The organism is Aulosira sp. FACHB-615, from assembly GCF_014698045.1.
In the GTDB taxonomy this organism is placed as follows: domain Bacteria; phylum Cyanobacteriota; class Cyanobacteriia; order Cyanobacteriales; family Nostocaceae; genus Nostoc_B.
Genome location: NZ_JACJSE010000069.1, coordinates 1 through 9,951, shown reverse-complemented (window position 1 = coordinate 9,951; position 9,951 = coordinate 1). Strand labels below are relative to the sequence as shown.

Annotated in this window: 7 protein-coding genes and 1 pseudogene; all 8 read right to left on the bottom strand. The window is 40.0% G+C overall.

Annotated features, from left to right (window positions below):
* Positions 1 to 363: 363 nt before the first annotated feature.
* Positions 364 to 4,575, bottom strand: a complete 4,212-nt coding sequence (locus H6G77_RS34845; RefSeq protein WP_206758072.1) for a DUF3883 domain-containing protein — start codon at positions 4,573 to 4,575, stop codon at positions 364 to 366.
* A 258-nt stretch (positions 4,576 to 4,833) separates the two neighbouring features.
* Positions 4,834 to 5,043, bottom strand: coding sequence for a hypothetical protein (locus H6G77_RS34840; RefSeq protein ID WP_190874100.1), 210 nt, complete (start codon positions 5,041 to 5,043; stop codon positions 4,834 to 4,836).
* On the bottom strand, positions 5,040 to 5,579 hold the full coding sequence (locus H6G77_RS34835) for a DUF1392 family protein (RefSeq protein ID WP_190874099.1): 540 nt from the start codon (positions 5,577 to 5,579) through the stop codon (positions 5,040 to 5,042). The genes H6G77_RS34840 and H6G77_RS34835 overlap by 4 nt, the downstream gene beginning before the upstream one ends.
* Positions 5,576 to 6,946, bottom strand: coding sequence for a DNA cytosine methyltransferase (locus H6G77_RS34830; RefSeq protein ID WP_190874098.1), 1,371 nt, complete (start codon positions 6,944 to 6,946; stop codon positions 5,576 to 5,578). The genes H6G77_RS34835 and H6G77_RS34830 overlap by 4 nt, the downstream gene beginning before the upstream one ends.
* Positions 6,947 to 6,992: 46 nt before the next feature.
* Positions 6,993 to 7,409 (bottom strand): ASCH domain-containing protein, encoded by a 417-nt coding sequence (locus H6G77_RS34825; RefSeq protein ID WP_190874097.1) that lies wholly within the window; start codon positions 7,407 to 7,409, stop codon positions 6,993 to 6,995.
* Between the two features lie 4 nt (positions 7,410 to 7,413).
* Positions 7,414 to 7,764 (bottom strand): hypothetical protein, encoded by a 351-nt coding sequence (locus H6G77_RS34820; RefSeq protein ID WP_190874096.1) that lies wholly within the window; start codon positions 7,762 to 7,764, stop codon positions 7,414 to 7,416.
* Positions 7,765 to 7,786: 22 nt separating this feature from the next.
* On the bottom strand, positions 7,787 to 9,148 hold the full coding sequence (gene dnaB / locus H6G77_RS34815; protein WP_190677063.1) for a replicative DNA helicase: 1,362 nt from the start codon (positions 9,146 to 9,148) through the stop codon (positions 7,787 to 7,789).
* Positions 9,149 to 9,185: 37 nt separating this feature from the next.
* Positions 9,186 to 9,951, bottom strand: a pseudogene (locus tag H6G77_RS34810) (helix-turn-helix domain-containing protein); the annotation flags it as partial.

Genomic DNA, 9,951 nt, shown 5'->3' with positions numbered 1-9,951 from the left:
TGATAAGATATCGGGCATGGGCTTGTTGTGGCTTTTGAGTTGTCGTTTGGGAAGACAATAACTCTACTACATCAGCCCTCTCTCTTCATCCTCTTATTTTGGCGAAGGTATTGATAATTAAACCCAGTTGTACGAGGTTCATCATTTACAAGGGATGTACCCACAAGCGGTAGCGATCGCACACCATAGGCAAACCAGCGTCATAGCACTTGGCCAAAGCACGTTTGAACAACTGGTGCTTAGGTGGAGTCGATGGAAATTAGCTGTTTTGGTGTGACTGAAGAATTATAATATTGTTTGCTTGATGTTGAAGTGATGCTAGGGGTATCGGTGAAGCCGTTACCCTTATTTATATTGCTATTTCTATATCCGGAGATAAACAGAATTTACACGGATACTACCTTCAAGCCAAAGTTGACTGGGATTGGAAATATCAATAAGTGTAGCGTGTTGAGTTCCCGCATCATACACTCGATATATATGAAAGTTGTCTCCTAAATCATGAGCCAATTTCCATTGAATACCTGATAGCTTTATCAATTTCTTAGCTCCAGGTTTACTAGACTTAACCTCTATATAATCTTCTCGACTCTTTTCAATTAATTTGATATCATACCCTGCTGTTTCGTGAACTTTGTTTAACCACTGAACCTCAACTACTACTTGACTCCTAATTTTAATCAAAAAACCGTATTGGCCTTCTTCTAATTCGCCTGTAGGATACTTAGCACTAAACTTTCGTCTTAAATATTCAACAGCAAATTTTTCGCCCCAGATGCCACTAGGCTTTGTCCCCTCACTTAACTCATCTTGACCGCTCTCTTGTAGTTCTCTGATTAATTTAAAAATTGGTTGATTTGATGCTAATTCAGATTTACTTTTGCTAAAAGTGGTTTGATCTAAAACAGTTTCGTGTTCAATTAACTCAGTAATAGATGGAGTAATAATAGATTCCTTAACCCTTTCAGTACTGAGATATTCTTGAGATGTAATTATTGTTTGCGGCCATTGAAGAGCCTCAATTTTTTCGACTTCTCTAGGGTCACACTCAGGCTCCCATTGAGTATCTATTTCCAAAGCGTAAATATCTTCAGTAGCAAATGCCTGATCATTTTGATATATATTTGTTAATTGTGATTTAGCTAAAATTTGATCTGGATCTATTTTGTGGTGCTTTTGAGCTGTAAACTCAACGTTTTTATCCGTCGCCTCTGTTATTCCTATAAAATGAGTCTCCGCTAGATAAATACTTGAGCTTTCAAACCACTGTTTTTCTTCAGCAGGTAGCGGCTGAATATTTTTTATTCTCATGTAACTTTCAATTTTGTCTGGGGTTCTTTTATCAAACAGCAACACTAAAAATTCATCCATGCCTTTTGGACAACCAAAGAGTTTAGAAATCTCCAAAGCTAAATAATCTGTATTTAATAAACTGTCTGCTTGAATGTAGAGACTACCATTGTACAGGAAAGCACTTCTTTGAGTACAAGCTGATTGCTCGTTAAGAAGATACTTAATTTCAAGCTTTTTAACTCGGTAACACACTAAATTTTTGAGTTGAATTAGGGTTTGGTTGCCTTTAAGCTGTTCATAAGTCTGGTGTTCTAATTGGTAAAGATAACGTAGAATATACGGTATCAAACTTTTAATCTGCTCAGTCAGCCTTTCTTCCTCAACCCTTTGTACTTGTCCAATTGCTAATTCAGTCTTAATAATTTGAGAAATATGGCGAATCCCAGTTGCTTGAATGAAGTGCTGGAGTTTAGGGTAATAGGATGGAGGAAGTTTGAGGAAAGCTATCTGAGGATTATCTTTAAACAAGTCGTAAATTTCATCATTATCATTTATCAACACATTATTAGCTGTGCAAAAAGTTTCCTGATGCGTCCAAAATATTTGTTGACTTACAAATCTACTCCACCAATCTTCTGAAGTAATATCAGGATTATTTAATTGTTGATAAATTTTAAGCAATATTACTTCATCTTTTTCATCTAACTTGGGCTTTCGAGATAATGCAAGCAACCAATCAGCATAATCCTTTAAGCCAGTTATTTTAACCTTTATTCCTAAGTCTTTAATGAAATCTTGATTATTCAGAGCAATAGCTAAGTATGGAACACTATCCCCTAGTATTGATACCGTTTCTGGTTTAGCCAGAAAAAGTTCAGAAGGTTTAGCTAACTTGTCTTTCGTAGTAGGCAGCCAAGCTGTTGTTTTAATCTTGGTAAACCAATCTGTATCATTAAACTTGCCAGAGTAAAAAGTTCCACTACTATAATAATAATTTTGCCAAGATTTATATTTCTGGTAATATTTCCAATTCCTATCTAAAAGTTGAACCAATTGGCGATTTTTTTCTATATTCTTTGCTTCTAATATTCTTAATATATGTGGTGAACTATAAATAGGATATTCTTTGGAATAATACTGGCGACTATTAGACTTGCCATGTGCAGTTGTTATTTCGACATCTATTTTGGGTAGCTCATTTACTCCTAGCTTAATAAAAAACTCTCTCCACTCTCTAATTGTTTTTGTTTTTTCATTAGAGTCTTTAATTTGCATTGAATCTTGAATATACTCTGATGATAAAAACGAGATATCCTGTATTCCTTCTAGTAATATTTCTAGTTCATTAAAATTACCATAAATATCAGGAAGATAAATGTCTCTTGGACGTAAGTATTGCTGTTTATTTGTTTTAATTAATAGCAAATCTTTCAAATTTTTCAAGCAATCTTTTTGAAGATACGAGTAGGAATAAGGATTGTTCCTTTTGTTAAACTCTTTTTCGTAATCTGCTAAATTATCTTTAATGTAATAAATATATCCTAGAAGTTGATTACCTTTGCTTTTCCAAGAGCCTTCTTGATAAATGGGTAAAATATAATTTTCGATAATTTCGTAAGGGGAAGCATTCTGAAGACCCAATTTTTTAAGAAACTCTATTACTGAATTTCTAGAGTCCTGAACAGTTGATTCAATGAGAGTCCTTTTAACGAATTGAAGTTCCTGTTCAAATTCAAATCCATATAATTCTTTATCTCTCAATGGAAAAAATATTGGTGTCTTATCATTTGAAGCCAATTTGTTATTTTCTAAAAGAATAATTTTTAATTTCTTAAGCTTTGATAAATCTGTTATATTACAATTTTTTAAGTAAATATAGAGATTTATAAACCATGTATCATTTTGTTTTTTAACCCATTCACTATTCTGTAAACACTGCAATAAATCATCAAGACTAAATTTTTTAACCCCAAGAGTTTCAAGAATAGGCAATTTAGCTTTGACTTCGGGGTGAATATACTCTTTGTTTAGAAGTTGTTGCAAATCATTATTAGAGATTAATTCCCTAATTTGCTCATCTGCTTGTACAACCTGAGAAGGAATCTGCCATTTTTCTGATTCAGTTAAAATACATCTACTAGCTTTTAATTTGTTGTATATTTCATTAACTACAGGAATAAAAAACTCATCTTTAACTTCATGAGTTAATGGAATATAGTTGTAATAATTTTTATTAAGCTTAATATCTTGTTTAAATTCCTCTACGGCTGACAAGAATGTAGCAGCAATATTATCTCTTAGCCATTTATTCCAACGTGTATCTTTATGAATATCTTCCCGATTGGCTGGAACTAGAAAATCAGCTTGTATAAGAAACTTAAATCCGTAAGTGCGGGTAGGAAGAAAAGCAAAAACTTTTTGTTCTAATCTTGTATCTGCTGTGCCATTCTCTTGCAAACTAAAGGCAAGAACTAGCTCAGTTAACTTAACATTTTCTCTTTTTTCTTCCCGAATATTTTCAGGTACATTTAAGTTGTTTCTAACCAATTTATAGCAATGCTTAACTATGGATTCGTTAATTTCTTGGATCTCTATTTTTCCATCTAGGTCTATTCGTTTAATTTCGTGAAGCTTATTTGTGACTTGATTATCAATAATAATGTTTTTAACCTGCCGGAGGAAGAGAATTAAAGTATGTTCAATATCACCTAATTTTACTAACTCATCTTTAGCCGATTCTCGAAGTGGTAAAACAATATTAGTTAAATTTAAATCAACAAATTCAGGGACATTTTCAATCCAGTTTGGCACAACAAATCCCAGTTGATCCCTATCATTTTGGTGCTGAAACTTGAACTGAAACCCATTAGAAAAAATTTGAGGTTCATCACTAATACGAAATACTGACTTGAATCCTATCCCCTTTTCACCAATGTATCCTTTTACTTTAGCTTTTGTACTAGCTCCTACATTACAGATAGCTCTAACATTTTCCTCAGTAAATCCAGTTTCATTATTTTTGACAACGATTTTTTGAGAATCTATTGTCAAGATTAGTGTAGGAATAATTTCTTTTTTATACTGGTTATCGTCTGCATTTTGAATAAGTTCAAGGACAAAATGAGTTTCTTTAGAATAAAGGTCTACTGAAAGTCGTTCAAGGGCGCTGTTTAAACTTCTTCTTAAGTGGTTCATGGCTTCTTGAGCAGCTTTTTCTGTCTTTAAGCCAATTCCATATCTGTTTTTAGAGATATCTTCAATAATTTGTTTGGGTGAAAGCATTTGCATATTCTCTTAGTTAATTTTTGCTACAAAACTCAAATTTTTGGTCAGCAATATAACACTCTTGACTGAAACACCTGATTTGAGTCCCATTTTTTTACTATTTATATTCTTCCCTCAAAAGGCTAGTCAAACAATATAGGGCAAAAAATTCTTGAACCTTCAAAGCAAAAATAGTGAAAAATATCCTGCTGATTGTTCTTCTGCCGATTAACAAGAAGCTTTTTTTATTGCTGCCTGGACTTGAGAATTTTACGCTTACTCGCGTTTGTACTGTTCTTGGGCGATGTCTTCGACAAGCCGCAAAGCGTCTACGCATTCTGTCCAGAAGACTTCCACCACCTTCCTCTGTTCGGGAGTAGAAGCGAATACGAGAGAGTGCTTACCCTTCAAGGTTGTCGGTGGGTGCAGGGAAATTGAAACCGCTTCGCCTCGTATTTGTCCGGCGTAGCATGAGGTGTAGATCATACTGCTTTCGTTAAATCGAATTGAGTAATATAAGCAAAGCGGATACCATTGGGGTTGCCGTTTGCGGTAGCGTCTCTAAAAGAGAAGGCATCGCCCAACTTCAGCCCACCATCAGCTTTTGGAAAAGCGCAACTGCCGTCAGTTGTTGTCAAAGCAGGTGAGTGCCATTCAACTTTGTAGAAACAGGACTCTTTAATAATCTGAAGACCCAAAACTGTGCGAATTTTAGAACCCTCACCAAACTGGAACTTGACTAATTCACCTATTGTGAATACAGGTGTTTCAATGCGTAGCGGTAAAATCTGGCCAGTAACAGTAAGTTCACTTTCATCAACTGAGATAATCCCCCGTTCGCTTGCAATAGAGTACCGCCAGCCCTCGTCTAACCATTCGATTCCACAGCAGTAACCGACTATTTTTCTAGGATTGGGGATATAAACCTTTTCTAACAGGCTGACGAGTATTGGTGGGACATCCTTACCCCAGGGCGGTGATATGTACCAGCAAGTTTCAAGTGAGTGAATCATGTTTGTCATACAATTGCCCCTGATAACTGTTGTTGAATGTGAGCGAATAACTGCGCGGCGAACTTTGGCGGAACCGAATACCCAATGATTGATCCAGCCGTAGCAGCTTGCGGTGGCAATTCGTACCAAGACGGAAACCCTTGCAAAATGGCAGCAGCTTCAATTGATAAAGACTTAACAGTGCCATCTGGCAACCAAATATCAGCAAATTTATTTCTATTGCACCCTTTGTGATCGGTGAAATGCGATCGCACAACAGTATTAGCGGGTTTATGCCCAGGCTTGTACTTGAGTCCATTCCGTCCACCAACCCGTTCTATCAGCAGTGGTGCGGGGTCATTCGTAGCCAAAAATCTTTCTACCGCTTGCTGCTGCCCTGCGAGTAATTGGGAATCGGGCATTGTAGAAATGAGATGAGCGATCGCGCCATACCAACCGATAGGGCCAGATGTTGATGGTAATGAGATAACCCTTTCCCGGCAAGCCACCAGAACCAAACGTCGTCGCGCCTGGGGCAAGCCGAAGTCTGCCATGTTTACCACGCTGTAATTAACGTGATAACCAAGGGATTCCAAAGCATCCAGGATAATGGCGAAACTTTGACTGCTTTGATAACGTGGAACATTTTCTAAAGAAAAAACCCGTGGACGCAACTGCCGAATAGTTTCAGCTACTGCTTGCGCTGCGGTCAAATCATCATCCGTTTCTATTGCAATCCCAGCTTTGGCTGTGTGGGCTTGAGAAAAGTTGGCACACACCGGGGAGGCATGGAGGTAGTCGGGGTTGGCTGGAAACCCAATAAATCCTAACCGTGCTACTTCCTGTACTGTTTGCTGGATTACTTTGCAACCATACTCGCTGAAGTTGCGGTGGTGAGAGGTGGCGATCGCCTGACTCAGTTGCGGTTTTGTTGGGTCGTGTTCTACCGCAATGACCGGACGAATGCCAGCTTGCATCATCCCCGCTTCTACACCGCCGCCACCCGCGAACAACACAACAGCGATCGGTGCATTGGCCGGAAGGATGGGTTTAGAAGGAGATTGTTTTTTTTCTTTGGCTCGTTTGATGAAGGCAATGATGTCATCTCTGGTAGATCCGGAGCGTTGCATTTGGAGAATGAGAGTAACTGCACCACAAGGGATAGAGCCAATAGAGCGACCTTTCCAAACACCATTAACTTTTACCTCCCAGCTATACCCCCAACGCCAGAGTCTAGGATTCTCAGGATCGCGTTCACCAATTACTCGTGGGTAATGCACTGTTGAACCATCTTGTAGCTTTTTGGTTTCGGTGTACTTATATAGGCAACCTTGACTACGAAGGGATGAGCTTTTAAGGTCGTCCTCTAAGAATTTTTCGGGTGTCGCAACAGACATAGTGAGCATTCCCGTATGTGTGAACATGAGGCGAGTTCTATCAAGGTCAAGCGATCGTCTTTGACGTTGCCCTTAGCATCGCCGCTTTGACCAATTCATCCGGCACATCAAAAAGACCCAATTGCCCAATGTATGGAATCGGAGTGATAGAGCGTGGATTCGCCAATTTCCAGTGGTATTGTTCAGCCATCCCCCAACCAGAAGCAGTCGGTGAGAACAAGCAACCGACCACTGTAACCACACCAATGATTTGACCTCGGCGCAGCATTTTTAACTCTGGTAATGAAACACCCATGTTTTGAGAAAATTCAAAAGCTTGTTGGTATTCTTTTTTGGTACATTTTGAGGCAGCGTGAATGAGAATATCGCCTCGGTAATGAGTGGGCCAAACTCGGTTCTCAATATCTTTATTGGCGTAAATGATTGCCCATGCCCAGGGTTGGCGGACTGACAGTGCTTTCATATTGCTAAAACTGAAGTAGTTGAATGTATGCGTCCAATGCTGCAATAGCCGGATGAAGCTGCGGTTGAGACTTCAAACCATTGCAGATAACCGCAGTAACCCCAAGTTCACCAAAAGTAAATCCAATGCTGGACTGTCGAGCCGCGCAGTGGTTGATGATGGTCAACAGCAGAAAGTTCAATTGTCTTAAAATTAAATCTTCACTGTTGATATAACGCCAAGGATGGGAATAAAAGCATTCTTCAACTTGGGGTAAAATCCTGACTTTGAATCGATAATCTCGTTCTGTAGCTTGACATTCATCTGGCGCAAGAGTAGCCCATTGATGAAGCAGTTTTTGGTAGATGGTACTCATATTTTGATTTCCAGCTAGTTTATTAAAACCCCCGACCACGAGACAAATTCTTGAAAGAGATAAACTGATGATCGAACAAAAGCTTGACAGTGCCAGTAGGGCCATTGCGTTGCTTGCGAACAATTAACTCAGCAATGCCCCGATCTGGGGTATCTTCGTTGTACATTTCTTCACGGTAGAGCATGATCACAACATCGCTGTCTTGCTCAACAGCACCACTGGAACGCAAATCGCTGAGTATGGGACGTTTATCGTTGCGGTGTTCAACTTCACGGCTTAACTGGGATAGAGCCAGAACTGGTACATCCAAATCTTTAGCGAGTTTCTTCAATCCCCGGCTGATTTCGGCAACACGTTCGGTCATATTAGCTCTAGAGTCAGCAGCTTCAGCCATTAGCTGTAAGTAGTCCACAATCACAAGCCCAACACCACCGTAATGGGATGAAATTCGACGGACTTGACTACGGATTTCATTGAGAGAAGGACAAGATTCGTCGTTGATGAAAATCTGTTGTTCACTCAGTTGAGAGATCGCCCCACTCAAAGGTTGCCATTGACCCTCAGAAATAGCGCCTCTTTCGAGAAAATTGTTTTCAATGCCGGATTCACTGCTCAAAAATCGCTGTACGTATTCTTCAGTTGACATTTCCAAGCTGAAAACGCAGATAGGGAATTGACCAGTTTTGGCAACATTGAGAGCGAGATTACCAGCCAAAGCAGATTTACCAACAGAAGGACGAGCAGCCAGCACATACAACCGCCCTTTACGAAAACCACCGCCGAGTAAACTGTCCAGGTCATAAAATCCAGTAGACAGTGCCGGAGCAACTGTACCCGCATGACGCGCCTCAATTTCGATGAAAGTGTTGGCCAGGGCATGAGAAATGTGAACCAAGTCAGAGGCATTCTGTTCTGAAGCAATGCCGTAGACTTTTTGTTCGGCTTGGTCAAGGACATTGGTGAATTCGGTTTCGGTGGCATAACCGAGTTGCACAATTTCAGTGCCGGCTTTGATTAACTGCCGCCGTTGGTATTTCTCCATGACCAAATCAGCCAAAGCATCAATGTTAACGGCTGTGACAGTGCGATCTACCAGTGTGGCCAGTTTATTGCGTCCACCGATACGGAACAACACACCATTGTCAGACAACCAGTTGGTGATGCAAAGCAAATCCGTTGGTAGCCCTTGGCTGTACAGTCTTTGTGCGGCTTGATAGATGTCTTTATGAGCGTTGACGTAGAAAGCATCCGGTAGTAAGCGATCGCTGATTCGGCTCATGGCAGCAGGGTCAAGCATAATGCCGCCAAGTATTGCTTCTTCAGCTTCAATGCTTTGTGGAGGTAAGCGGTCTTGTTGGGATGTAAAGTTTAGTTCGTGTGTCATAATTTACCTTGTTTGGAACATAAATGACGAATTGTTTTTACGCTGCATTCGGATGCAAATACGCATACATAGCGGGATAATTGATTTGCAACCAGTTCAACCAACTTTCAGTAGCACCTGTATGTTTTTGGTCATAGCGAATGCTAAAAGAGGCGATCGCGTTTTCCTTGCCGATTTCATCCATGCGGTCTAGAAGTTCGCTGAAGGTGGCCTTATGCCAATCAAGTGAACGATTCGAGTAGTAGCCGATGGGTTGGTCGTTGGCTGTTGATTCTTCAGACGTTTGCGGGGCTGATTCCATAACTTTTGACCAATAGACCAGCAGTTCTTCTAAACCAGCTTTACTCACCTCCCAATTGCTGATGGATTTGATGACAGTGGGGATTTTTTGCTGCCAATCAACCTTGTCCCACCCGGCTCTCTCTTTAGCGATTAACTGCACCAAACGGATATCGCAGGTTTGGTAAATCTTGTCCCTGGTCGCAGTACGCCAGGGAAAACGCCAACAGCGCATTCTGATTTCGTTTTTGTAAACTGCGGGTAATGGCTCAGATGCCATAATGCGGGGGTCGAGCAGGATGTGGTTGAGCAAATCATCAATCGACTGAAATTTTGGTTTGCTTGGCTTATTGTTCGATTGTTCGTTTTTGTCGAACGACCCCGCCGCTATATTTGGTCTGTTTAAGGGAATGTCTGTGTGATGCGAAGTCTCGGATTGATTTGACAACGAAGCGAGAGATTCAGGAATTGGTTCTTTTTCCTGGTTTGGTTGTAAGTAAGAGTCAGTTTCTTCACACACACAT